The sequence below is a fragment of the Sphingomonas cannabina genome, assembly GCF_021391395.1.
Taxonomy (GTDB): Bacteria; Pseudomonadota; Alphaproteobacteria; order Sphingomonadales; family Sphingomonadaceae; genus Sphingomonas; species Sphingomonas cannabina.
In genome coordinates this window covers 3,880,774-3,904,600 of record NZ_CP090059.1, presented here as the reverse complement: position 1 = coordinate 3,904,600, position 23,827 = coordinate 3,880,774, and the positions used below count along the sequence as shown (strand labels likewise).

Below are 23,827 nucleotides of genomic sequence, written 5' to 3'. Positions count from 1 at the left end.
GCCCTGGATCAAATCCGGGGTGACGGCTGAGGTTGAGGGGATCGATGTTCAAGAAAATCCTGATCGCCAACCGCGGCGAGATCGCGGGCCGGGTGATGCGCACCGCCAGGCGGATGGGGATCGCCACCGTCGCGGTCTATTCCGACGCCGATGCGCGCGCGCCGCATGTGCGGATGGCGGACGAGGCGGTGCGGCTCGGCCCGGCGCCGGCTGCGGAGAGCTACCTCAAGGCCGAGCTGATCCTCGACGCCGCCAGGATCACCGGCGCCGACGCGATCCATCCCGGCTACGGCTTCCTTTCCGAGCGCGAGAGTTTCGCCCGCGCCTGCGCCGAGGCGGGGATCGCGTTCATCGGTCCCCCGCCCGAGGCGATCGCCGCGATGGGCGACAAGATCGAATCGAAGAAGCTCGCCCAGGCGGCTGGGGTGAACGTCGTCCCCGGCTTCGTCGGCGAGATCAGGAATACCGAGCACGCGGTCGAGATCGCCAACGACATCGGCTACCCCGTGATGATGAAGGCCTCGGCCGGCGGCGGCGGCAAGGGGATGCGGCTGGCCTGGTCCGAGAAGGACGTCCGCGAGGAGTTCGAGAGCGTCCGCCGCGAAGGTCTGGCGAGCTTCGGCGACGACCGCGTGTTCATCGAGAAGTTCATCGAGCAGCCGCGCCACATCGAGATTCAGGTGCTCGGCGACCAGCATGGCACGGTCCTCTACTTGGGCGAGCGCGAATGCTCGATCCAGCGCCGCCACCAGAAGGTGGTGGAGGAGGCGCCGTCGCCCTTCGTCACGCCCGAAATGCGCAAGGCGATGGGCGAGCAGGCCGTCGCGCTGGCCCGCGCGGTAGGATACTATAGCGCCGGCACCGTCGAGCTGATCGTCTCCGGCGCCGACCCGACGGGTCAGGGCTTCTACTTCCTCGAGATGAACACCCGGCTCCAGGTCGAGCATCCGGTGACCGAGATGGTGACCGGCCTGGACCTCGTCGAGCAGATGATCCGGGTCGCGGCGGGCGAGAAGCTCGCCTTCGGCCAGGACGACGTGACCCTCACCGGCTGGGCGATCGAGAACCGCGTCTATGCCGAAGACCCGTACCGCGGCTTCCTGCCGAGCACGGGGCGGCTGGTGACCTATCGCCCGCCTGCAACCTCAGGCGCTCCTGCGAAAGCAGGAGCGCTGGCGGCAGGCGGCGCCGCCAGTAACCCAGGGCTCCTGCCTTCGCAGGAGCACGGCAGCGGGACGCCCGCCGCCCTCACCCGTGTCGACGACGGCGTCGCCGAGGGGGGCGAGGTCAGCATGTTCTACGACCCGATGATCGCCAAGCTGATCACCTGGGCGCCGACCCGCGACGCGGCGGCGGACCGCCAGATCGCGGCGCTCGACCAGTTCCGGATCGAGGGCATCGGCCACAACATCGATTTCCTGTCCGCGATCATGCAGCACCCGCGCTTCCGCGAGGGGCGGCTGACTACCGGCTTCATCGCCGAGGAATATCCTGAAGGCTTCCACGGCGCCCCCGCGTCGGACGAGTTGCTCGGCAGGCTGGCGGCGGTGGCGGTGCTGGCCGACCTCGACCGGACCGATCAGGCGAGCCGCATCTCCGGTCAGCTCGACGGCCGTGTCGTCACCGACACCGCGCGGGTGGTGCTGATCGGCGACCGGCGGTTCGACATCACCGTCGACGGCCATGAGGGCGGGCTGCTGGTCAACCTTGATCCGAACGAGCCGCCGCTCGACGTGGTCCATCGCTGGCGGCCCGGGCAGCCGCTGTTCACCTGCACCGTCGACGGCGCGCCCTTCAACGTCGGCATCGCGCGCGAGAGAGCGGCGTGGCGGCTCACGGCCCACGGCGCCAGCCACAAGGTCCGCGTCTATCGCCCGCACGTCGCCGCGCTCGCGACGCACATGATCGAGAAGGTCCCGCCCGACACCTCCAAACTCCTGCTCGCGCCGATGCCCGGCCTGCTCACCCGGCTCGATGTGGCTGTGGGTGACAAGGTCGAGGCCGGTCAGCCGCTGGCGGTGGTCGAGGCGATGAAGATGGAGAACATCCTGCGCGCCGAGAAGGCGGGCACGGTCAAGGCAGTCAACTTCGCTCCCGGCGATAGCCTGGTGGTCGACGCGGCGATCATCGAGTTCGAGTAACGCACTCCCTCTCCCCGATGGGGAGAGGGCTAATAGGTTAAGCGGCGCGCACCTCGGCGAGGAACAGCTCGACCTCGCCCGACATCGCGCGTGCGGTATCCTGCAGCCGGCCGGCGAAGCCCGCCATCTCGCGCGCCGAGTCCGCTGCGGCGCGGGCGCTGCCGCCGATCGCCTCGACGTCGTCGCGGATGCCGTGCGACGCTTCGACCGCCTCGTCGACGTTGCGCGCGATCGTGCGCGTCGCCGCCTCTTGCGCGCCGACCGCCGATTCGATGTCGGTCGACAGCGCCGCGATCGCGCCGATCGCATCCTCGATTCCCGCGTGGCCGCCCACCACCTCGGCGATCGCCTGGCGGATGCTGTCGACATGCGCGGTGATCGTGCGCGCGGCGTTGCCGGTCTGCGTCGAGAGCTGCTTGATCTCGTTGGCGACGATGGTGAAGCCGCGCCCCGCCTCGCCGGCACGCGCCGCCTCGATCGTCGCGTTGAGCGCGAGCAGGTTCACCTTGGCGGCGATCTCGGTGATCAGCGCGATCGCCGAATCGATCGATGCCGCGGCCCCGCTGAGGCCGGCGGCACGGCGGCTGCCGGCGGCGACCAGCTCGACCGCGCGCGTTGCGGAGCCCCGTGCCTCGACCGTGCCCGTGCCGATCAAAGTCAGCATCCTAGCGAGCTCGCGCCCGCGCGCGGCGATCTCGCCCATGTTGCTGCCGGTCTGGACCGCGGCGGCGGCGACCGCGGCGGCGCGTTCCTCGGTCAGCCCGGCGCGGTCGGCGGTGTCCTCGGAATTGGCCTCGACCTGTCGCGCGAGGGTGCCGAGGTCGGCGGCGAGGTTGGCGACCTGGCGCTCGAAGCCGGCGATCGCCGCCTCGATCCGCTGCGCCCGCTCGATCCGTGCACGGTTGGCGGCCATCCGGCGCTCGCCGTCGAGCTGCACCAGCCGCCGGTTGGCGAGCGTCGCGTAGAGCCGCCCGTTCCGCGTCAGGATCATCCCGTCGACCGCGCCCGAGGCGTGATAGCGTTCGAGCAGCGCCTCGAGCCCCAGGCCGATCTCCCCGATCGGACAGGGGCGGACGTGCGCGGCGAGGCGCTGGCCATAGGCAGGATTGCGCATCAGCGCGTGGCCATAGGGATTGAGCAGCAGCTGGCGCACGTCGCGCTCGTGCACCGCGCCGATCGGCCGCTCGTCGTCGTCGAGCACCGGCAGCAGCCTGAGGTCGAGACGGGTGCGGAACGCCTCGACCGCCTCCATCAGCGTGGCGTCGTGGCGGATCGCGAGCGGGCGCGTCTCGGCTTCGGCGAGCCAGCTCGGGCGAGGGGCGGTGGCGGGCGACATCGGTCGTTGCGCTAGCGGTCCGGTGGTAAATCGCGCGTTAGGATTTGGTGACGGTTCGATGACAGCTGCGGATTTTTTCGGGATCCTTCTCAAGCCCCTCCCCTTCAGGGGAGGGGTTGGGGGTGGGGATGTCTCACCGAGGCGGCCGCTCGGGGAGGGGCTTAGCTCAACTTTTTTCACATCCCGCTGACAGCCGGGTTCGGCTGTGCCAAGAGCAATAAAATTACGCGAACGAGTCGGCGCCAAGCCGCGCCGCAAGAGAGGACAGGATGCGGATCATCGACCATCACATCGTCGGCCACGCGGGCGGCGCGGGCGCTGCACGCGAAGGCGACGTGTTCGACCCCAACACGGGCCAGGTGCAGGCGAAGGTGCGCCTCGGTACGGCGGCCGAGCTCGACACGGCGGTCGCCGCGGCGCTGGCGGCGCAGCCCGGCTGGGCCGCGACCAATCCGCAGCGCCGCGCGCGCGTCATGTTCCGCTTCAAGGAGCTGGTCGAGGCGAACATGGACGCGCTCGCCCACACGCTCTCGTCCGAGCACGGCAAGGTGATCGCCGATGCGAAGGGCGACATCCAGCGCGGGCTCGAGGTGATCGAGTTCGCCTGCGGCATCCCCCATGCGCTGAAGGGCGAGTACACCCAGGGCGCCGGCCCCGGCATCGACGTCTATTCGATGCGTTTGCCCGTAGGGATCGGCGCGGGGATCACGCCGTTCAACTTCCCGGCGATGATCCCGATGTGGATGTTCGGGGTGGCGATCGCCTGCGGTAACGCCTTCATCCTGAAGCCCTCGGAGCGCGATCCTTCGGTGCCCGTCCGCCTCGCCGAGCTGATGCGCGAGGCCGGGCTGCCGGAGGGCATCCTCCAGGTCGTCCATGGCGACAAGGAGATGGTCGACGCGATCCTCGATCATCCCGCGATCGGCGCGGTGAGCTTCGTCGGCTCGTCCGACATCGCGCATTACGTCTACCAGCGCGGCGTCGCGGCGGGGAAGCGCGTGCAGGCGATGGGCGGCGCCAAGAACCACGGCATCGTCATGCCCGACGCCGACCTCGACCAGGTGGTGTCGGACCTCTCGGGCGCCGCGTTCGGCTCGGCCGGCGAGCGCTGCATGGCGCTGCCGGTGGTGGTGCCGGTCGGCGACAAGACTGCCGATGCGCTGCGCGACAAGCTGATCCCTGCGATCGAGAAGCTGCGCGTCGGCGTCTCGACCGATGCCGAGGCGCATTACGGCCCGGTGGTCAACGCCGCGCACAGGAAGCGGGTCGAGGACTGGATCCAGACCGGCGTCGACGAAGGCGCCGAGCTGGTGGTCGACGGCCGCGGCTTCACGCTGCAGGGGCATGAAGAGGGCTTCTTCATCGGTCCGTCGCTGTTCGACCGGGTGACGCCCGCGATGCGCTCCTACCAGGAGGAGATTTTCGGCCCCGTCCTCCAGATCGTCCGCGCGCCCGACTTCGAGACCGCGCTGCGCCTCCCGAGCGAGCACCAGTACGGCAATGGCGTCGCCATTTTCACCCGCAACGGCCACGCCGCGCGCGAGTTCGCGGCGCGGGTCAATGTCGGCATGGTCGGCATCAATGTGCCGATCCCGGTGCCGGTCGCCTATCACACGTTCGGCGGCTGGAAGCGCTCGGCGTTCGGCGACGTCAACCAGCATGGGATGGAGGGCGTGCGCTTCTGGACCAAGGTCAAGACCGTCACCCAGCGCTGGCCTGACGGCTCCGTCACCGGCGAGAACGCCTTCGTCATCCCGACGATGGGGTGAGTCAGCCATGAATGAGAGACCGCGCGTGTCGTCCGGATCGCCTTATGAGGCGACGATCGGCTTCAGTCGTGCGATCCGTGCCGGCAACCGCATCCTCGTCTCCGGCACCGCGCCGGTCGAGGACGACGGCAGCTCGACACCGGGCGACGCCGAGGCGCAGGCCGAGCGCTGCCTTGCGATCATCGTGCGTGCGATCGAGCAGCTCGGCGGATCGGCTGAGGACGTGGTGCGGACCCGGATGCTGCTGGTCGACGCGGCGGATGCCGATGCGGTCGGCCGCGCGCACGGCCGCTGGTTCGCGGACGTGCGCCCCGCGGCGACGATGGTGGTGGTGGCCGGCCTGCTCCGCCCGGAATGGCGGGTGGAGATTGAGGCGGAGGCCGAGCTGTCGTGATAGGGCGAATGACCCTGACCGCCCTGGCGCTTGCTGCGTCGCCGGCGCATGCTGGGGAGTTGAAAGGGCCAGGGCGTTTTTGCGGCTATTCCCCGATCATCGACCTGCTCGCCGGTGAGCGCATCAAGACGCTGAAAGGCGGTATTCACGGCGGAACCTTCCGCTGGGATGGCGCCTTTGGCAGCCTCGTCGTCGACGGCATCGGTTGGGCATCGCCTCCTGCGGGCTGGATGCTGTCTGGGGCGACCAGCAAGGGTCATGCTCTATACGACCAGCGGCGCGAAGACGGGCGCTATACGGTTGCGATCTGGAACCGACGGCACGGTGCAGCCTATTTCTCCTCCAGGCGCCCGCTGACAAGGCAACAGCTGGCGGCAATCGATCGGGTCGATCTTTTCGAAGAAGGAGAGGCACCCGAGAACTGCAAGCTGCGGACGGTGTTTTCATGGGAATGATGTCTTCAGCGCATCGTCCCGCAAGAATTCGAGTATCGACCTTATGACCGACCAGTTCGACCTCACCGACGACCAGCGCGAGATCCAGGAGCTCGCCCGGCGCTTCACCGCCGACCGCATCACGCCGTTCGCGGCGGAATGGGACGAGAAGCACATCTTCCCACGCGACACGATCAAGGCCGCGGCCGAATTGGGCTTCGCGTCGATCTACGTCAGCGAGGAGAGCGGGGGCATCAACCTCGGCCGGCTCGAAGCTGCGCTGATCATGGAGGCGATGGCCTATGGCTGTCCGTCGACCAGCGCGTTCATCTCGATCCACAACATGGCGTCGTGGATGATCGACCGGTTCGGCAGCCAGGTGGTCAAGGACAAGTATCTGCCCAACCTGGTCACCATGGACCGGCTCGCCAGCTACTGCCTGACCGAGCCGTCGTCCGGCTCCGACGCGGCGGCGCTCAAGACGCGCGCGGTCCGCGACGGCGATCATTATGTCGTCACCGGCTCCAAGCAGTTCATCTCCGGCGGCGGCGAGAACGAGATCTATGTCGTCATGGTCCGCACCGGCGAGGAGGGGCCGAAGGGCATCTCCTGCCTCGTCATCGAGAAGGACATGGCGGGCGTCAGCTTCGGCGCGCAGGAGCGCAAATTGGGCTGGCATTCGCAGCCGACCGCGCAGGTAATGTTCGACGGCGTGCGCGTACCGGTCGAGAATCTGGTCGGCGGCGAGGGCGAGGGCTTCCGCATCGCGATGATGGGGCTGGACGGCGGCCGGCTCAACATCGGCGCCTGCTCGCTGGGCGGCGCGCAGCGCTGCCTCGACGAGGCGATTCGCTACACCAAGGACCGTCAGCAGTTCGGCCGGCCGGTCGCCGATTTCCAGAACACCCAGTTCATGCTCGCCGACATGGATACCGAGCTGCAGGCGGCCCGCTGCCTGCTCTATACTGCGGCGGCGAAGGTGACCGCGAACGCGCCCGACAAGACCCGCTTCGCCGCGATGGCCAAGCGCTTCGCCACCGACACCGGCTCCGCGGTCGTCGACCGCGCGCTCCAGCTCCATGGCGGCTATGGCTATCTCATGGATTACCCGATCGAACGCTTCTGGCGCGACCTGCGCGTCCATTCGATCCTGGAGGGCACCAACCAGGTGATGCGGATGATCGTCGGACGGGAGCTGACGCGGCAATGAAGACGACTCTAAAGCTCCTCCCCGGGACGGGGAGGGGGACCATGCGAAGCATGGTGGAGGGGGCCCGGCCCCGAGCGATTTGTGAGTGGAGGGCCCCCTCCACCACCGGCTGCGCCGGCGGTCCCCCTCCCCGTGCCGGGGAGGAGCAGTGATGACCGATGTCCTGACCTTCACCGAAAACCACGCCGGCCGCATCCGACTCAACCGACCGAAGGCGATTCACGCGCTCAACACCGGCATGTGCGCCGCGATGCTGGAGGCGCTCGATTCGTGGGAGGGGAATCCTGCGGTCGAGGCGGTGCTGATCGACCATGCCGAAGGCCGTGGCTTCTGCGCGGGCGGCGACATCCGCATGGTCGCTGAGAGCGGCAAGGCCGACGGCCGCGCGGCGCGCGAATTCTTCTTCACCGAATACCGCCTCAACCACCGGCTGTTCACCTATGCGAAGCCGGTCGTCGCCTTCATGGACGGCATCACCATGGGCGGGGGGGTCGGCATCTCGCTGCCCGCGAAGTTCCGCGTCGCGACCGAGAACACCAAACTCGCCATGCCCGAGACCGGCATTGGCCTGTTCCCGGATGTAGGCGGCGGTTGGTATCTCTCGCGGTTGCCGGGCCGTGTGGGTCAGTATCTCGCGCTTACCGGATATCGAGCGAATGGGGGCGATTGCCTCGGTCTCGGATTGGCCACCCATGGTGTCGCTTCTGAGAGCCTCGATCTCGTGAAGGAACTCATCGTGAAGTATCCGCGCGATATTGAGACGACATTAGGTGACAAGGGCGGGGGGTTACAGAGGCCGGGACTATTCGATCATCTGGAGAATATCGACCGGCTATTCGCCTCCGACCGGCTGGAGGACATCCTCGCCTCGCTGGCGGAGGACGACGGCGAATGGGCGCGCCAGCAGCTCGAGACCCTGCGCACCAAATCGCCGCAGACGATGAAGGTCTCGCTCCGCCTGCTGCGCGAGGGCGCCGGCATGGCGAGCTTCGCCGACGAGATGCGCCAGGAATATGCCGTCGCCAGCCGCGTCTGCACCCGCCCCGACTTCATCGAGGGCGTCCGCGCGGTGATCGTCGACAAGGACAATGCGCCGAAATGGAACCCGGCGACGCCGGAAGGCGTCACGGACGCGCTGCTGGACGAAATCTTCGCGCCGTTGCCGGAGGGTGAGGTGTGGACGCCGGCCTGAACATTCACCGTCATCCCGGCGAAAGCCGGGGTCCAGGGCCGGCGGCCGCACCGCCTGCGGCTCTGGATCCCGGCTTCCGCCGGGATGACGCAGGGAGAGACTGATGTCGAAATACGAAACCATCCTCGCCGAACAGCGCGGGCCGGTCACGCTGGTCACGCTCAACCGCCCGCAGGCGCTGAACGCGCTCAACAGCCAGGTGCTGGCCGAGCTGCTGGACGCCATGGCCGCGTTCGATGCCGACGCGGGACAGGGCTGCGCCGTCCTCACCGGCAGCGAGAAGGCGTTCGCTGCCGGCGCCGACATCAAGGAAATGGAGCGCCAGGGCTTCGCCGACATGTACGGCAGCAACTTCTTCGCCGGCTGGGAGCGGTTCGCCGCCACCCGCAAGCCGGTGATCGCCGCGGTCGCCGGCTATGCGCTGGGCGGCGGCTGCGAGCTGGCGATGATGTGCGACTTCATCCTGGCGGCGGACACGGCGAAGTTCGGCCAGCCCGAGATCAAGCTCGGCGTCTCCCCCGGCATGGGCGGCTCGCAGCGGCTGACGCGCGCGGTCGGCAAGGCCAAGGCGATGGAGATGTGCCTGACCGGCCGCATGATGGACGCCGAGGAGGCGGAGCGCGCCGGCCTCGTCAGCCGCATCGTGCCGGTGGCCGATCTGGTCGAGGAGGCGGTGAAGACCGCGACGACGATCGCCGGCATGGCGCCGCTCGCGGTGCTCGCCAACAAGGAGATGGTGAACGCCGCGTTCGAGACCACGCTCCACCAGGGCGTGCAGTTCGAGCGCCGGCTGTTCCACGGCCTGTTCGGGACCGCGGACCAGAAGGAAGGCATGGCCGCCTTCGTCGAGAAGCGGCCGGGCAAGTGGACGGGGAAATAGGGATGGCACGCATCGCATTTATCGGGCTCGGCAACATGGGCGGCGGCATGGCCGCGAACCTTGCCAAGGCGGGGCACGACGTCCGCGCTTTCGATTTGTCGGCGGAGGCGCTGGCCCGCGCCAAGTCGGCCGGCTGCCTCCCCGCCGAGAGCGCGGCGGCGACGATCGAGGATGCCGAGGCGGTGATCACGATGCTGCCGGCCGGCCGTCACGTCGAGCAGGTCTATGAGGAGGCCGTGTTCGGCAATGCGGCCAAGACCGCGCTGCTGATCGACTGCTCGACGATCGAGGTCGCCACTGCCCGCCGCCTCGCCGAGGCCGCCGCGGCCAAGGGGCTGACGGCGGTCGACGCGCCGGTCTCCGGCGGGATCGGCGCGGCCAATGCGGGCACGCTCACCTTCATGGTCGGCGGCTCGGCGGCGGCGTTTGAGCGGGCCGAGGTCTTCTTGGCCGATATGGGCAAGGCGGTGATCCACGCCGGCGGCAACGGCGCCGGGCAGGCCGCGAAGATCTGCAACAACATGATCCTCGGCGCGACGATGATCGCGACCTGCGAGGCGTTCGTGCTCGCCCGGAAGCTCGGGCTCGATCCGCAGAAGTTCTTCGACATCGCCTCGGTCAGCTCGGGCCAGAGCTGGTCGATGACGACCTATGCCCCGGTGCCTGGTGTCGGCCCGGAGACACCCGCCGACCACGACTATCAGGGCGGCTTCGCGGCCGCGCTGATGCTCAAGGACCTGCGCCTCGCCATGGACGCCGCCGCGAGCGTCGACGCCGACACGCCGATGGGGGCGAAGGCGGCCGAGCTCTATCAGCGCTTCGTCGACATGGGCGAGGCAGGGCGGGACTTCTCCGGCATCATCAGGATGCTGGAGAAGGGGGAGAAGTGATCCATTCCTCCCCAAGCTTGCTTGGGGAAGGGGACCGCTCGCCGAAGGCGAGTGGTGGAGGGGAAAGGCTACGAACGACTCGTCTGCCGCATTCCCCTCCACCATTCGCTGGCGCGAACGGTCCCCCTCCCCGAGCGAGCTCGGGGAGGATTTGATCAGTTCGGGCAGCTCGTCGCCGGCCCCGCCACCAGATCAAGGCAACGTCCATCGACATCACCCGGCGCGAACCTGACCCCGACCAGGGCCCCCAGAGTCGGGGCGATGTCGACGGTCTCTACCGACAGCGGCTGCTCGAAACCGGTCATCCCCTTGCGCCAGAACAGCATCGGCACGCGGCGGTCATAGTCCCAGAAGCTGCCATGGGTGGCGACATAGCCCTTGGTCGGGTCGGGGATCGGCGTGACCCGTGGCTTGAGCGCCACCACCAGGTCGCCCGACCGTTCCGGATCGTAGGACTCACGCGCCCGCTCGAGCAGCGTCCAGGTCTCGGGCGGCGTGTGTGGGCGCGGCGTGGCGGCGATCTGGGCGGCGGTGAACACAGCCTGCACCTGAGGATAGGCGGCGATCGTCTTCACCGTCTCGGCGAGCACGCGGTCGTGCTGCGCCTTGGGAAGCTTGGGGTCGATCCACACGTCGCCGGCGGGGCCGCCCCACAGCAGCTGGCCGGACAGGCCGAGCCGTGTCGCGACGATCTGGTTCACCGCCTTGGTGCTCAGTGCGGGATCGAGCCGCTGCGCCGTCGGGGCGGCATCCTCGCGGTTGCGCTCGGGCAGGTCGTGCCCGCCATGATCCGCGGACAGGCCGACCACATAGTCGACGCCAGTCGCATCGAGCATCGCGAAGAAATCGCCGAGGTCGCGGTCGAGCGAGGCGAGTTGGAGGCACATCTCCGCCCCCTCGGTGCCATAGGTGTGGCCGACATAGTCGGTCGCCGACGCGCCGATCGAGATGATGTCGGGCGCGCTGCCGCGGCCGAGCTTCATGTCCTGGATCAGCGCCGCCGCCAGCGCCAGCGTCGCGCCGTCGAACTCGGGCGACGCGCGGAAGGCCGAGGCATTGCCCGCGGCCCGGGCGAAATGTCCGGTGCCCACCGTCTTGCCGGCGCCGATCGCGACCGCATGGTCGTGCGGCCGGCAGAAGTCGGGCAGGTCGAGCGGCGGCTGCTCCGTCGCGATCTGCTTCGCGACCGCGGCGTTGGCGCGCGTCACCGCGGCCGGTTCGGTGCGGCCGGCGTAGCTCACATAGGCCTTGCCGTTCCACCACCACAGCTCGTCGACCTTGTGGCCGCCCATCATCACTGCTGCGCGATCCTTGCCAGCGACCGAGACGACGCGGCTCTCGGGATTTACCGCCTTCATCCGCTCGCCCAGCGTCGGCACCCGCAGGTGCTTGTCCGAGACGGTATAGGCGCTCGAATTGCTGCCCGGCACGCTCTCGTCCTCGGCGCAATAGACGGTCTTGTCCTCGCGCGCCGTCTTGAGATCGACCCAGTCATTGGCGATGATGCCGGTGCGCGACGGATGATCGCCGGTCAGCAGCGTCGAATGGCCGGGGCAGGTCTCGGTCGCGGCATGGCTCTGGTAGCCGGAGGGGAACACCGCGCCCTGCAGCAGCCGTGCGAAGCCGCCGGTCCAGTGGTTGCGATACTCGGCGAACAGGTCGGCGGAGAACTGGTCGACCGAGATGAACACGATCAGCTTGGGAGCGGGCGGCGGCGGGGGCGCCTCCTGCGCGGCGAGCGGCGTGGCGAGAAGCGCGGCCAGGGCGGCGAAGGGAGCGAGCTTCAAATCCAGTCTCCGGAAGTGCAAAGGGCGCGGGACGCGCTATGAGGGAGCGGGAGCGGGGCGGCAAGGACGCGGATGCTGATGCGGCTGGTTTCTTTCGTGTTGATGACGCTCGCTGCCTGGCTAGCCATTCCGGCGATCGCGCAGACGCCGGGACAGCGGCATATCGCGATCGATCTGGTGGCGGAGACCGACCGTCCGGCGGCGGGGGGCGAGGTGACGCTGGCCTTTGTCTCGCGACCGGAGGCGGGCTGGCATGGCTATTGGAAGAACCCCGGGGACGCCGGCGTCGAGACCGAGGCGCACTGGACGCTGCCCGCCGGCGTGACGGTTGGGCCGATCCAATATCCGGTGCCGCACCGGCTGCTGATCGCGGGCCTGATGAACTATGTCTACGAGGGGCCGTTCACCCAGTTCGTGACGTTGAAGCTCCCCGCCGGCCTCGCGGCGGGCATGCGGCTGCCGATCGGGGTCAAGCTCGACTATCTCGTCTGCACCGAGGAGATCTGCGTCCCCGAGAGCGCGACGCTGGCGACCGCGCTGACCGTCGGCGACGGCGCGATCCCGCCCAAGCGCCGGGCTGAGTTCGACGGCTGGCGCCGGGCGCTGCCCAAGCCGCTGGGCAGCCCGGCAAGCTTCGCGATCGACGGCGGCACCTTCCGCCTCGGCGTGCCTTTCCCGGCCGGTGCACCAGCGAAGGACGTCTATTTCTTCCCGCTGACCGACGGCGCGATCGACTATGCCGCCCCGCAGAAGGTGTCGCGCGAGGGCGACCTGCTGGTGGTCGAGACCAAGGCCAAGGCTGGCGGACCCCCTGCGGTCGAGGGCGTGCTGGCGACCGGCGAGGGACAAGGCTTCTCGGTTCGCGCAACTCCGGGTGCCGTAGCGGCGCCGCAGCAGGCGATGGCCTGGGGCGCGGCGCTGGCGGCCTTCGCCGGGGCGGTGCTTGGCGGGCTGATCCTCAACGTCATGCCCTGCGTCTTCCCGATCCTCAGCCTCAAGGCGTTGAGCCTCGCCCGCTCGGGCGGCGAGGGCGCGCGGGGCGAGGCGCTCGCCTATACCGCCGGGGTGGTGCTGATGTGCGTGGCGCTCGGCGCGATCCTGCTGGCGTTGAGGGCAGGCGGCGCGACCGTCGGCTGGGCGTTCCAGCTCCAGGACCCGCGCGTGATCTTCGTCCTGCTGCTGCTGGTGACGGCGATCGCCTTCAACCTCGCCGGGCTGTTCGAACTGAGCGCGCCGGGTATGGCCAATCGGCTTGCGGCGAGCGGCAAGGGCGGCGCTTTCGCCACCGGCGCGCTCGCCGCTTTCGTGGCGACGCCGTGCGCCGGCCCGTTCATGGCCACAGCGTTGGCCGCCGCGCTAGTGCTGCCATGGTGGGGCGCGCTCACCGTGTTCGCTGGCCTCGGCCTCGGGCTCGCGCTGCCGTTCCTGGCGATCGGCTTTATCCCGGCACTCCGCCGGCGCCTGCCCAAGCCGGGGCCGTGGATGGAGACGCTGCGGCGTATCCTCGCGGTGCCGATGTTCCTGACCGCGCTCGCGCTCGCCTGGGTGCTGGGGCAAGAGGCCGGCGTCAGTGGCATGACGATCGGCCTTGCCGCCGCGGCGTTGCTGGCGGCGGGGCTGTGGTGGACGGGGCTGAGACAGGCGAAAGGCCGCGCGCTCGCGTGGTTGCCGGGCACGGTGGCCGTGGTCGCAGCGCTCACCGGTGTCGCCATGATCACGCGTGCGCCGGCTCAGGCCGCAGCCGAGGTAGCCGGCACCGAACCCTTCTCCGAGACCCGCCTCGCCCAGCTACGGGCGGAGGGGCGGCCGGTGTTCGCCTATTTCACCGCCGACTGGTGCCTCACCTGCAAGGTCAACGAGAAGGCGGTGATCGAGACCGCCGCCGTCCGCGACGCGCTGGCGAAGGGCAAGGTCGCGGTGCTGGTCGGCGACTGGACCGACGGCGATCCGGCGCTCGGCCGCTTCATCGAGGCGCATAATCGGGCAGGCGTTCCGCTCTATCTATGGTATGGTCGCGGCGGCTCGCAGCCTGAGGTGCTGCCGCAGGTGCTGACCCAGGCGATGCTGATCGAGCGGGCGGGGGGCTGATAGGGAGAGACAGGATGAGACTGGCTTTCGCAACCCTGGCCGTTGCCATGGCGCTGGCAGTGCCCGCCGGCGCCGAGCAGACCGTCGGCGCCCAGGCCGGCAATTTCCGCCTGACCGACATGAACGGCCGCAACGTCGAGCTGTCGCAGTTCCGCGGCAAGACCGTGGTGCTCGAGTGGAACAACCCCGGCTGCCCCTTCGTGCAGAAGCACTACAACAGCGGCAACATGCAGAAGACCCAGGCCGCCGCGCGCGCCGATGGCGTGGTGTGGCTGACGATCAACTCGGGCGCGCCGGGCAAGCAGGGCTACATGACCGGCGCCGAGGCGCAGGCGTTCGTCAAGAAGACGAAGGCGACGCCGACCGACTATCTGCTCGATCCCAAGGGCGTGGTCGGCAAGGGCTATGGCGCCAAGACGACGCCGCACATCTATATCATCGATGGCTCGGGCAAGCTCGTCTACCAGGGCGGTATCGACGACAAGCCGACCTCCGACGTCGGCGACATCGCCGGAGCGCGCAACCATGTGCTGGCGGCGCTGGGAGAGCTCAAGGCGGGCAAGCCGGTGTCGGTGGCGGAGACGCGGCCCTATGGCTGTTCGGTGAAGTACGCCGACTGATCTGGTTCACGCGGAGGCGCGGAGACGCGGAGATGTCTCGCCAGCGGTGCCGTCTCGCGTCAGCGAGACCTCATTGTCCTCATCGACTGGCTAAAGGCCGCTGGCGCGGCTGAAGGTGCAGCAGGCGGTATATCTCCGCGCCTCCGCGCCTCCGCGTGAACAAGATTCTCTTTCTCGGCCTCGCCGCTCAAACCAGCTCGCGCACCCGCGGCGCATGCGGCGGGACCGGGTCGGCGTCGGGGTCAAACGCGGCCCAGCCGTTCGGGCCGAGAACCTCGATCGGGCGGTAGCGCGTCTTGTACGCCATTCGCTCGGACCCCTTCACCCAATAGCCGAGATAGACATAGGGGAGTCCCGCGTCGCGTGCGCGCAGGATGTGATCCATGATGATGTAGTTGCCAAGGCTCGGGCGCTCCGGATCGTCGGCGTCGAAGAAGCTGTAGATCATCGACAGCCCGTCCGCCTGCCGGTCGGTGATGCAAGCGCCGATCAACCGGCCGCGTTTCCCCTCCGTTGCGGGTTCGCGATATTCGACGACGTAGCTGTTGACGGGGCTCTGCTCGACCATGTCGGCATAATCGCCCTCGTCCATCTGGGCCATGCCGCCGCCGGGATGGCGCGTCGCGAGATAGCGCCGCAGCAGCTGGAACTGCTCGTCGGTCGCCCAGGGGCGGCAGGCGTGGGCTTCCAGGTCCTCGTGCCGGCGCAGCAGCTTGCGCTGGGTCGCGTTGGGCTTGAAGCCCTCGGTGACGACGCGGACCGAGACGCAGGCGGCGCAGCCGGCGCAGCTCGGGCGATAGGCGACCGACTGGCTGCGGCGGAAGCCGATCCGGCCGAGCGCGTCGTTGAGCTCACTCGCGTGCTGGCCGTTGAGCTCGGTGAAGACCTTCCGCTCCTGCCGCCCGGGCAGATAGGGGCACGGCGAGGGCGCGGTGACGAAGAAACGCGGAAAACGAAAAGGTGCAGTCACCGATCCAAACCCCGGACCCAACGCCCGATGCGTTGTTCGGAAGCTACTATGATACGGAGGAATCGTGATGAAAAGGCGCTTTACCACGAAAGAGGGTTAACAAGGCGCCGAAGGGAAGGTGGGCGCGCGAAACGGGGGAACTGGCGCGCCCGCCATAATGTGCCGGAATCGCGATTCGGGCGGAAGTGTCGCGGGACTCGTTTCGTCGCGGATATGATTCGGTCCGACTCATATTTCCGACCGTCATCCCGACGAAAGCCGGGATCTCGTGCCATGAGCCGTTCGCCTGCCGATGGAGATCCCGGCTTTCGCCGGGATGACGGCAGGCAATTCTCAGGCGAGCTCGACCAGGCTCACTTCGTAATGCGCCTGCCGGAGCGCCGCGATCAGCCGGTCGAGATGCGTGCGGTCGCGCGTCTCGCATTCGATGTCGGTGATCAGCCCCTTGGCCGGCAGCGAGGTGAAGACGCGCTGGTGATAGACCTCGATGATGTTGACGCCTTCCTGGTCGAAGATGCGTGCGACATGATAGAGCGCGCCCGGCCGGTCCTGCAGCCGGATGCGCAGGCGCGCGAGCCGCCCCGAGCGGGCGAGGTCGCGCAGCAGTACGTTGGCGAGCAGGCGCGTGTCGATGTTGCCCCCGCACAGCACGATGCCGATCGTGCGCCCGCGGAAGCGGCTGCCGAACGCGAGCAGCGCGGCGAGGCCGGCGGCGCCGGCGCCCTCGACCACCGTCTTCTCGATCTGGAGCAGCAGGCTCAGCGCCTCCTCCAGCCGTCGCTCGTTGACGAGCAGCACGTCGTCGACCAGCGCCTCGACGAACTGCGAGGTGATCACCCCAGGCTCCTTGACCGCGATGCCCTCGGCCAGCGTGTCGCCGCCGCACGCCATGCTGGTGCCGTGTAGGCGGTTGTACATCGAGGGGTAGAGCTCGGCCTCGACGCCGATCATCTGGACCTCGCGAGGCGCCGCGCGGGCCGCCACGGCCATGCCGGAGATCAGCCCGCCGCCGCCGATCGGGACGATCAGCGTGTCGATCTCGGGCGCGTCCTCGAGCATCTCGAGCGCGACGGTTCCTTGCCCCGCGATGATGCGCGGGTCGTCGAAGGGATGGACGAAGGTGTAGCCGCGCTCCGCCTCCAGCTTGCGGGCATGGGCATAGGCGTCGTCGAAACTCTCGCCCTCCAGGATCACCGTCGCGCCGTGGCTCTGCGTCTGCATCACCTTCACCGTCGGTGTCGGCTTGGGCATGACGATCGTCACCGGCACGCCGAGCCGGGCGCCGTGATAGGCGAGGCCCTGCGCATGATTGCCGGCCGAGGCGGCGATCACGCCCTTCGCCCGCGCGTCCGCATCGAGCTGGAGCAGCGTGTTGAGGGCACCGCGCTCCTTGTAGGCGGCGGTGAACTGGAGGTTCTCGAACTTGAGGTAGACGGTCGCGCCCGTGAGGTCGCTCAGTGTCTTGCTGTGCAGCGTCGGCGTGCGCACCACCGCGCCCCGAATCCGCATCGCAGCCGCCCGGACATCCTCGATGGTGACGGGAAGCGGTTCGGAGCTGCGGACGGGACGAGTAGCCATCGGAGCCGCCTAGACCATCTGGCGCCGCGGGGGAATGCCGCTTATGCGGCCCATATGGCCGACATCGCATATCTCGGGCTGGGCGTGATGGGCGCTCCGATGGCCCGCCACCTCGCCGCCGCCGGGCACAATGTCACCGTCTACAACCGCACCCGCGCCAGGGCGGAAGCCTGGGTCGCCGAGCATGGCGGTACCCTGGCCGCGACGCCGGCGGAAGCCGCCAGGGGCAAGCAGGTGGTGGTGAGCTGCGTCGGGCGGGACGCGGACCTCGATGAGGTGACGCTCGGCCCCGACGGCGCCTTCGCGGCGATGGCGCCGGGCGCGCTGTTCGTCGATCACACCACCGTCTCGGCGATCATCGCCCGCCGGCTCGCCGAAGAGGGGGCCGCGCGAGGGCTGCTCGTCGTCGACGCGCCAGTGTCGGGCGGCCAGGCGGGGGCGGAGAACGGCGCGCTCTCGATCATGTGCGGCGGCTCGGACGAGGCGATGGCGGCGGCGCGGCCGATCATCGACGCCTATGCTGCGCGCATCGTCCATGTCGGCGGTCCGGGTGCGGGACAGACCACCAAGATGGTCAACCAGATCGCGATCGCCGGAGTGCTGGCGGGCCTCAGCGAGGCGCTCCGCTTCGCCCAGGCGGCCGAGCTCGATCTCGACAAGGTGTTCGAGGCGGTCTCCGGCGGAGCGGCGCAGAGCTGGCAGATGGTCAATCGCTGGAAGACGATGGGCGAGGACAAGTTCGACTTCGGCTTCGCGATCGACTGGATGCGCAAGGACCTGGGGCTGGCACTGGAGGAGGCGCGGGTGAACGGCGCGCTGCTGCCGGTCGCGGCGCTGGTCGACCAGTTCTATGCCGAGGTGCAGCACATGGGCGGCGGCCGCCAGGACACCAGCGCGCTGGTGCGGCGGATTGCGCGGTAAAGCACGGAACCGTCATGCCGGACTTGTTCCGGCATCCACTGTTCCGCAAGGACCAGCGTTGAGGTCCCGGCTGGAACCGAAGCCAGCATCTGACCGCCCAGTGGACCCCGGAACAAGTCCGGGGTGACCCTTACCGCGCCGCGAAGGCGCTCCGATACTCCGGCTTCACCGCACGCAGCAGCGCCGGCGTGACCGGCAGCGTCACGTCGTACGATCCTTCGGCATAGGGCCCTGCGACATAGGGGCCAACCAGCAGGCCGATCCGGTTGACCGTCTGCCGGTTCGTCGATCCCAGGATCAGCGTCGCCTCCTCGACCCTGGGGCATTGGCTGAACGGATCGTCGGAGGAGCGATCCACCGCTTCGCCGCGCCGCTTCGCGCGCTCGGCGTCGATCCGCCTGCAGAAGGCATTCCCGATCGCCGTCTGGATCGCCGCCTTCGAGGTGAACAGCTCCGCCGGGTCGAGGCGGCGGTCGGCGGTCTTGTCCCACACCAACGAGCGGAAGCCCGGATTGCCGTGCGCGCCTCCGGAAAATTCGTAGATCTCCGCCGAAAGGCTCAGCAGGCGCGGCGTTTCGGTCACCACCTTCCATTCGGTGCTCGAATCATAGGGATTGAAACTGAAATCGCCGCTCTTGCTCTGCTCGCGGGCGTCGGCGCTGTCCTTGGCGAGGGTGGTGCGAAGCTCGTCCCGATCCTTGTCGAGCCATAGGCGGAGCGGCACGATCGCCGCCGCGGCGGCGGGATAGCTGTAGGTGAAGCTGTAATCCTCGGTCTTGAGCGTGGTCTCGCTCGCCGCAGCGGTCGGCGTGGGTGTCGGAGCCGGCGTCGCGGCTGTGACGTTGGCGGGCGTGGCGGCCACATTCGCGACACTTTCCGCGCTCGCGGCATTGCCGCCCGCAGGCGCTTTCCCGCCGCACGCCGTCAGTGCCAATCCGGCCAGGATCAGGGTCATCGAATGGGTTGCTCGCATCGCTCTCTCGTCAAACTCTCGCCAAATCGCCGGCTTCACCATATGGCGGAGCCATGCAGGTCTCCAGCCGCTTCGTGCATTCGACCGGATCGCGCAAATGGGGCGCGTCCTTCCTTGCCGCTCTCTCCTTCCTCGCCGCAGCGCCGGTCCATGCCGACGCGCTGGTCGACAATGTCGACGGCGTCACGCTCGACAAGGACGGACATCAGGTCCGCTTCACCGGCATTCTGATGTCGCCCGACGGCAAGGTGGTGCGGCTCCTCCAGAAGTTCGACAAGCGCCCCGACAAGCTCGACTGGCGCGCCGACATGAAGGGCCGCGTCGCCATCCCCGGCATGATCGACGCGCACGGCCATGTCATGGACCTCGGCAAGCGCGCGATGGAGCTCGACCTGTTCAGCTCGACCTCGCTCGCCGACGCGCAGCAGCGCGTCCGCGCCTATGCCGCCGCCAATTCGACGCGCGCCTGGATCGTCGGTGGCGGCTGGAACCAGGAGGTGTGGGGTCTCGGCCGTTTCCCCACTGCCGCCGATCTCGACGCCGCGGTCGCCGACAAGCCGGTGTATCTGGAGCGCGCGGACGGTCACGCCGGGTGGGCGAACGGCGCGGCGATGCGCGAGGCCGGCATCACCGCCAAGACCCCCAATCCGCCCGGCGGAAGGATCGAGCGGCTGCCGAACGGCCAGCCCTCCGGCGTGTTCGTCGACGCTGCCAAGGCGCTGATCGAGGCCAAGCTGCCGCCGCCGACCCCGCTCGACCGCAACATGGCGTTCCTGAAGGCGCAGGAGGCGCTGCTCAGCCTCGGCATCACTGCCACCGCCGACATGGGCACCAGCCTGGACGACTGGCTGGTCTATCGCCGCATGGGCGATGCCGGATATCTGCGCATCCGCATCATGTCCTACGGCAGCGGGGTGGAGACCGCACTCAAGGTCGGCGGCACCGGGCCGACGCCCTGGCTCTACGGCGATCGGCTGCGGATGGGCGGGATCAAGCTCTATGCCGACGGCGCGCTCGGCTCGCGCGGGGCGTGGCTCAAGGCGCCCTATGCCGACGCGCCGGGCAATACCGGCCTCACTTTCCTCAAGGACGACCAACTGCTCAACATGATGAGCCGCGGCGCGATGGACGGCCTCCAGATTGCGGTCCATGCGATCGGCGACCGCGCCAACCAACAGGTTCTCGACGCGATCGAGGAGCTGTCGAACACTTACAAGGGCGACCGCCGCTGGCGCATCGAGCATGCCCAGATCGTCGACCCGCTCGACCTCCCCAAGTTCGGCAAGCACGGCACCATCGCCTCGATGCAGCCGGTGCACGAGGCGAGCGACTGGCGGATGGCCGAGACGCGGCTGGGGCCGCAGCGGCTCGGCGGGGCCTATGCCTGGGCTTCGATCCAGAAGACGGGCGCGCGGCTGGCGTTCGGTTCGGACTATCCGGTCGAGAGCCCCAATCCCTTCGTCGGCTGGGCGGTCGCGATCACGCGGGAGGATGCCAAGGGCGAGCCGGCCGGCGGCTGGCGTCCGGAGGAGAAGCTGAGCCGGGAGGCGGCGTGGAAGGCGTTCACCTCCGACGCGGCCTATGCCGGCTTCGCCGAGGACCGCTTCGGTACGCTCGCACCGGGAATGCGCGCCGACTTCATCATCGTCGACCGCGATCCGACGCTCGCCGGCCCCGCCGAGCTGCGCGCGATCAAGGTGCTCGAAACCTGGGTCGGCGGGGAGAAGGTGTGGGAGCGGAAATGATTCCACTTCCGGGGGCGATTCGCCTGAAATTTACTTTTCGTTAACCTTTCACCGACAAAATTTGTTTGCGGTAATCGCGTCCGAACCGGAGCCAATGGTGGCCCCCGGGGTACGCGGTCACCACGTGGATCGGCCGTGTTCGAGAATCTGAGGAACAGCGCGCCCGGCGGCATTGCTGTCGATGGTCATGGTGCGTCCGCCCCGGAACGGCGCGGCGATCGCCGGCACGTCACCGTGCTGCGCGTGGCGAAGGTGGTGCGCACGCACGGCGACGAGCTGTGCGTGATCCGCAACATCTCCTCGGGCGGCGTCATGGCCCATTTCTACTCGCCGGCGCGTGTCGGCGAGGAAGTGGTCATCGAGTTCAAGTCGGGCCGCAAGCTCAGCGGCATCGTCCGCTGGACGCGCGGCGAGGTCGCCGGCGTCGAGTTCGACGAGAAGCTGGAGATCGTGCGCTTCCTGGCCGGTGAGGACGACGTCGCCGGCCAGTTCGAGCCGCGCGCACCCCGGCTCGGCGTGGGCCTGCCGGCGATGATGCGCAGCGGCGTCCGCGTCTATCCGGTGCAGGTCTGCGACATCTCGCAGGGCGGTCTCAAGTTCCGCGCGCTGCCGACCACCGAACAGGGTCAGAAGCTGGTGTTCCGCGTCGCTGGCCTGCCGCCGCTCACGGGCATCGTCCGCTGGCGCGACGAGGAGCACGCCGGCGTCGCCTTCGAGATGCCGCTTCCGCTCGAGACGCTCGCGAAATGGGCGGCGGAGACCGAACGCTCGCAATAGCGGCCGTCGGCGGATCGCGCGATTTCGGAGCCTTGCTTAAGGTTCCGGCAGGATACGAAACCGAGTTTTGCGAGCCAGGCTCCGGCTGACCGCCGGCAGCGCGGAGCCACGGGAAAGGCTTCGCGGATGGACGAGCTACGCCAGGACCGTCGAGTGGCGCTGTTCAGCGGCCCCGGACGCGTGCCTGCGCTGTGCGATCGTCGCACCGACCAGCGCTATGCCACCATATTCCGCGCCGCCCGCATCGTCTGCGGCGGCCGCGAGGGGCTCTGCCTGATCCGCAACATCTCGGCCGGTGGCGCAATGGCACGCCTCTATGCGCCGATCGCGGTGGGAGAGGAGGTGGCGATCGAGCTCAAGGCGGGACCGACGATCCCCGGCCACATTCGCTGGGTCCGGGGCGGGGATGCCGGCATTCAATTCACTGAGCATATCGACGTCGAGCGGCTGCTCGCGGGCGCGGCCCAGCCGCCGGACGGCCCGGTGCCGCGCCAGCCACGCCTGGCGGTCGGCGCACCGGCATTGATCCGCTGCGGAATCGTCTATCGGCCGGTGCTGGTGCACGACATCTCGCAAGGCGGCGCCAAGGTGGATGCCGCCGAATGGGCCGCGGTCGACGACCCGGTGGTGCTCCGTATCGCCGGCCTGCCGATCCTCGAAGGCGTCGTCCGCTGGTGCGACGGCCGCCGCGCGGGCGTGCGCTTCGACCGCCCGCTCGCGCTGGAGACGCTCGCGCGCTGGGCGGCCGAGTACCCATGGACGGACCGAGGCTAGCGCCGTGGCAACAGCGACTTGTCGAGCTTCGCCGCAACGCCCACGCTGCGTCCGGCGAGATTGGCGATCGAGAACTTCGCCGCACTGCCCATCACCTGCGCCGCCTGCGACAGCGTCATGCCATAGTCCGCGCGCAGCCATGCGATCATGCCGGTGTTCGCCGCTTTGAGCGCGTCGTCGAGTGAACCGGCCTGGCCCAGCACCATGATCTCCGTCGGCGATTCGACCCGCGGCATCGCGATCCGCTTGCCCTTGACGAGATCGACCGAGAATTCGACGTCCATCGAGGTCTCGAGCGCGTATTGCGTGGTCTCGCCGTCGCCCTGCAGCGCGTGGGCATCGCCGAGATAGAGTAGCGCGCCCGGTTGCTGTACCGGCAGGTAGACACGGTTGCCCTCGACCACCTCGTTGAAGTCCATGTTGCCGCCGAAATTGCCGGTATCGCCGGTCGAGACCGGCTGGAATCCGAAGCCGGGCGCCACGGCGAGGCCGCCGAGCATCGGGCGCAGCGGCACGGCATAGTCTTTGAGCGCCCCTTCCGCGCCTTCCGGCGAGGCGGTGCCGCGCGTGCGATCGAGCCGCCAGCGGACCGGCTTGCCGAGACCGTCGAGCTGCTTCGCCAGAGCAAGGCCGGCGGCGCGGCCGACCACCGCGTCGAGACTGTCGGCCCAGTCGCGGTTGGGCGCCAGCCGCTTGATCGTGACGACGAGCGTGTCGCCGGGCGCCGCGCCGGCAACGAAGAACGGGCCGGTCTGCGGGTTGCCGAACAGCGCGCGGGTGACGCCAGCCGCGTCGACGCCGCCCGAGTCGATGGTCGAGGTGCGGACGGTGTCGCCGGGCCAGATCGTCGTCACCGGCGCGCGATGCGGGTCGAAAGCGTTGGAAAAGTCGGTCGGCCGGAAATCGATCACGCGCGGTCCGCCGGCGGGGCGATCGGGGATACGGCGTGCGATGAAGGCGTGGCGGACGCGGCGGGCGGCGTCGTTGGTGTCGGGCATCTCGGCCTCACCGCTCGCCCGGTCGCCGGAAAGCGTGGCCGTGAAGCGCGAGGGGGCGCCTTTGGCGTCGGCGGCCGTGAACTCCAGCTTACGCTTCGATACGGCCCCTTCGACGCGATCGCCATCAAGGTTGCCCGAGATACGCTCGCCGTCGCGATCGATGGTCAGCGTCGAATAGGCGGTGTTTCCCCACAGGTCGACGGCGACGATCCATTGCTCGCTCTCGGCCAGCGCCGGTGACGGGACGAGAAGCGCCGCCAGCATTGCGATGATCGTATTGCGCATCGTTATTCTACCCATTTGACTACAGTCGTAATCAAATGACGGACAGAGGTGAAGCGGCCATGAAC

20 protein-coding genes are annotated in these 23,827 nt (G+C 68.8%); 14 read left to right on the top strand and 6 right to left on the bottom strand.

The window, feature by feature from the left end:
• Positions 1 to 44: 44 nt before the first annotated feature.
• Positions 45 to 2,141 (top strand): acetyl-CoA carboxylase biotin carboxylase subunit, encoded by a 2,097-nt coding sequence (locus LZK98_RS18395; RefSeq protein ID WP_233783965.1) that lies wholly within the window; start codon positions 45 to 47, stop codon positions 2,139 to 2,141.
• A gap of 37 nt (positions 2,142 to 2,178) precedes the next feature.
• Here the strand turns inward: LZK98_RS18395 and LZK98_RS18390 are convergent, their stop codons facing one another.
• Positions 2,179 to 3,477, bottom strand: coding sequence for a methyl-accepting chemotaxis protein (locus LZK98_RS18390; RefSeq protein ID WP_233783964.1), 1,299 nt, complete (start codon positions 3,475 to 3,477; stop codon positions 2,179 to 2,181).
• Positions 3,478 to 3,746: 269 nt separating this feature from the next.
• Between LZK98_RS18390 and LZK98_RS18385 the strand changes: the two genes are divergently transcribed.
• From LZK98_RS18385 to mmsB, 7 genes are all read left to right on the top strand, one after another.
• A complete protein-coding gene (locus tag LZK98_RS18385) occupies positions 3,747 to 5,246 on the top strand; it encodes a CoA-acylating methylmalonate-semialdehyde dehydrogenase (protein WP_233783963.1) in 1,500 nt (499 codons plus the stop codon).
• A gap of 7 nt (positions 5,247 to 5,253) precedes the next feature.
• Entirely contained in the window at positions 5,254 to 5,640 is a 387-nt protein-coding gene (locus tag LZK98_RS18380) for a RidA family protein (RefSeq protein ID WP_233783962.1), read from the top strand.
• 8 nt (positions 5,641 to 5,648) lie between these two features.
• The gene (locus tag LZK98_RS18375; RefSeq protein WP_233783961.1) at positions 5,649 to 6,095 is read left to right on the top strand and encodes a hypothetical protein; all 447 of its coding nucleotides are present in this window, start codon (positions 5,649 to 5,651) and stop codon (positions 6,093 to 6,095) included.
• A 43-nt stretch (positions 6,096 to 6,138) separates the two neighbouring features.
• On the top strand, positions 6,139 to 7,284 hold the full coding sequence (locus LZK98_RS18370) for an acyl-CoA dehydrogenase family protein (protein ID WP_233783960.1): 1,146 nt from the start codon (positions 6,139 to 6,141) through the stop codon (positions 7,282 to 7,284).
• A 151-nt stretch (positions 7,285 to 7,435) separates the two neighbouring features.
• Entirely contained in the window at positions 7,436 to 8,476 is a 1,041-nt protein-coding gene (locus LZK98_RS18365; RefSeq protein WP_233783959.1) for an enoyl-CoA hydratase/isomerase family protein, read from the top strand.
• Between the two features lie 103 nt (positions 8,477 to 8,579).
• Positions 8,580 to 9,356, top strand: a complete 777-nt coding sequence (locus LZK98_RS18360; RefSeq protein WP_233783958.1) for an enoyl-CoA hydratase — start codon at positions 8,580 to 8,582, stop codon at positions 9,354 to 9,356.
• A gap of 2 nt (positions 9,357 to 9,358) precedes the next feature.
• Positions 9,359 to 10,246 (top strand): 3-hydroxyisobutyrate dehydrogenase, encoded by an 888-nt coding sequence (mmsB, locus tag LZK98_RS18355; RefSeq protein WP_233783957.1) that lies wholly within the window; start codon positions 9,359 to 9,361, stop codon positions 10,244 to 10,246.
• Between the two features lie 155 nt (positions 10,247 to 10,401).
• On the opposite strand, the gene LZK98_RS18350 is transcribed toward mmsB, so the two are convergent.
• Positions 10,402 to 12,033 (bottom strand): alkaline phosphatase family protein, encoded by a 1,632-nt coding sequence (locus tag LZK98_RS18350; protein WP_233783956.1) that lies wholly within the window; start codon positions 12,031 to 12,033, stop codon positions 10,402 to 10,404.
• Between the two features lie 78 nt (positions 12,034 to 12,111).
• Between LZK98_RS18350 and LZK98_RS18345 the strand changes: the two genes are divergently transcribed.
• Both LZK98_RS18345 and LZK98_RS18340 read left to right on the top strand, forming a co-directional pair.
• A complete protein-coding gene (locus tag LZK98_RS18345; RefSeq protein ID WP_233783955.1) occupies positions 12,112 to 14,121 on the top strand; it encodes a protein-disulfide reductase DsbD family protein in 2,010 nt (669 codons plus the stop codon).
• 14 nt (positions 14,122 to 14,135) lie between these two features.
• Positions 14,136 to 14,741: a thioredoxin family protein gene (locus LZK98_RS18340; RefSeq protein WP_233783954.1), complete on the top strand. Its 606-nt coding sequence runs from the start codon at positions 14,136 to 14,138 to the stop codon at positions 14,739 to 14,741.
• A 187-nt stretch (positions 14,742 to 14,928) separates the two neighbouring features.
• Here the strand turns inward: LZK98_RS18340 and LZK98_RS18335 are convergent, their stop codons facing one another.
• The gene (locus tag LZK98_RS18335) at positions 14,929 to 15,711 is read right to left on the bottom strand and encodes an arginyltransferase (protein WP_233783953.1); all 783 of its coding nucleotides are present in this window, start codon (positions 15,709 to 15,711) and stop codon (positions 14,929 to 14,931) included.
• A gap of 333 nt (positions 15,712 to 16,044) precedes the next feature.
• Positions 16,045 to 17,289, bottom strand: coding sequence for a threonine ammonia-lyase (locus tag LZK98_RS18330; RefSeq protein ID WP_233783952.1), 1,245 nt, complete (start codon positions 17,287 to 17,289; stop codon positions 16,045 to 16,047).
• A 54-nt stretch (positions 17,290 to 17,343) separates the two neighbouring features.
• On the opposite strand from LZK98_RS18330, the gene LZK98_RS18325 reads away from it, so the two are divergent.
• On the top strand, positions 17,344 to 18,210 hold the full coding sequence (locus LZK98_RS18325; protein ID WP_233783951.1) for an NAD(P)-dependent oxidoreductase: 867 nt from the start codon (positions 17,344 to 17,346) through the stop codon (positions 18,208 to 18,210).
• 130 nt (positions 18,211 to 18,340) lie between these two features.
• Here the strand turns inward: LZK98_RS18325 and LZK98_RS18320 are convergent, their stop codons facing one another.
• Positions 18,341 to 19,165, bottom strand: a complete 825-nt coding sequence (locus tag LZK98_RS18320) for a DUF4163 domain-containing protein (RefSeq protein ID WP_233783950.1) — start codon at positions 19,163 to 19,165, stop codon at positions 18,341 to 18,343.
• Between the two features lie 71 nt (positions 19,166 to 19,236).
• Here LZK98_RS18320 and LZK98_RS18315 point away from each other — a divergent pair, with 71 nt between their 5' ends.
• The 3 genes from LZK98_RS18315 to LZK98_RS18305 all read left to right on the top strand — a co-directional run bounded on the left by LZK98_RS18315 (position 19,237) and on the right by LZK98_RS18305 (position 22,479).
• Positions 19,237 to 20,928, top strand: a complete 1,692-nt coding sequence (locus LZK98_RS18315; RefSeq protein WP_233783949.1) for an amidohydrolase — start codon at positions 19,237 to 19,239, stop codon at positions 20,926 to 20,928.
• Between the two features lie 135 nt (positions 20,929 to 21,063).
• Positions 21,064 to 21,705 (top strand): PilZ domain-containing protein, encoded by a 642-nt coding sequence (locus LZK98_RS18310; protein WP_233783948.1) that lies wholly within the window; start codon positions 21,064 to 21,066, stop codon positions 21,703 to 21,705.
• Positions 21,706 to 21,831: 126 nt separating this feature from the next.
• Complete coding sequence (locus LZK98_RS18305; RefSeq protein ID WP_233783947.1) at positions 21,832 to 22,479, top strand: PilZ domain-containing protein; 648 nt, start codon at positions 21,832 to 21,834, stop codon at positions 22,477 to 22,479.
• Here LZK98_RS18305 and LZK98_RS18300 read toward each other — a convergent pair.
• Positions 22,476 to 23,762 (bottom strand): acetamidase/formamidase family protein, encoded by a 1,287-nt coding sequence (locus LZK98_RS18300; RefSeq protein WP_233783946.1) that lies wholly within the window; start codon positions 23,760 to 23,762, stop codon positions 22,476 to 22,478. The two genes, LZK98_RS18305 and LZK98_RS18300, sit on opposite strands and share 4 nt — an antisense overlap.
• Between the last annotated feature and the right edge of the window lie 65 nt (positions 23,763 to 23,827).